This window comes from Autumnicola edwardsiae (assembly GCF_031846505.1).
Taxonomy (GTDB): domain Bacteria; phylum Bacteroidota; class Bacteroidia; order Flavobacteriales; family Flavobacteriaceae; genus Autumnicola; species Autumnicola edwardsiae.
Genome location: NZ_JAVRHP010000324.1, coordinates 1 through 381, shown reverse-complemented (window position 1 = coordinate 381; position 381 = coordinate 1). Strand labels below are relative to the sequence as shown.

General features: G+C 32.5%; 1 pseudogene. It reads right to left on the bottom strand.

The features are described from left to right. Window positions 1-381 (bottom strand): annotated as a pseudogene (locus RM529_RS17875) (TrlF family ATPase); the annotation flags it as partial.

Sequence of the window (381 nt, the reverse complement as noted above, 5' to 3'; positions counted from 1 at the left end):
TTGATTTCGGTATCAAGTTTAGCTATTAATTCCTTGTTTTCGACATCTTCAAGGAAAGGCTCAATAGGTTCTGGGTACAACTTCAATAGTTCAAGAAGTTCATCTGTTTTGGAATCAAAAAGGGTCAGTTCAGATTCAGTATTTTCTATAATTGTCTTTTCTAACTCAAATTTTGATTTTTTATCAATCGTTTTTTGGTCGTCTTCCGAAATACCTTTTAAGGATTCACGAATACCCTTAACCTGTCCTTTAATAGAACTACCTTCAATATTAAAATTGGCAATCTCGTTCTGTACCTTTTTCTTGCGCACCAGTTGGTTATAAGCATTTTTTAATTTAAGATTTGTTTCATCTAACTTATATGAGATACGCTCTAAGCTG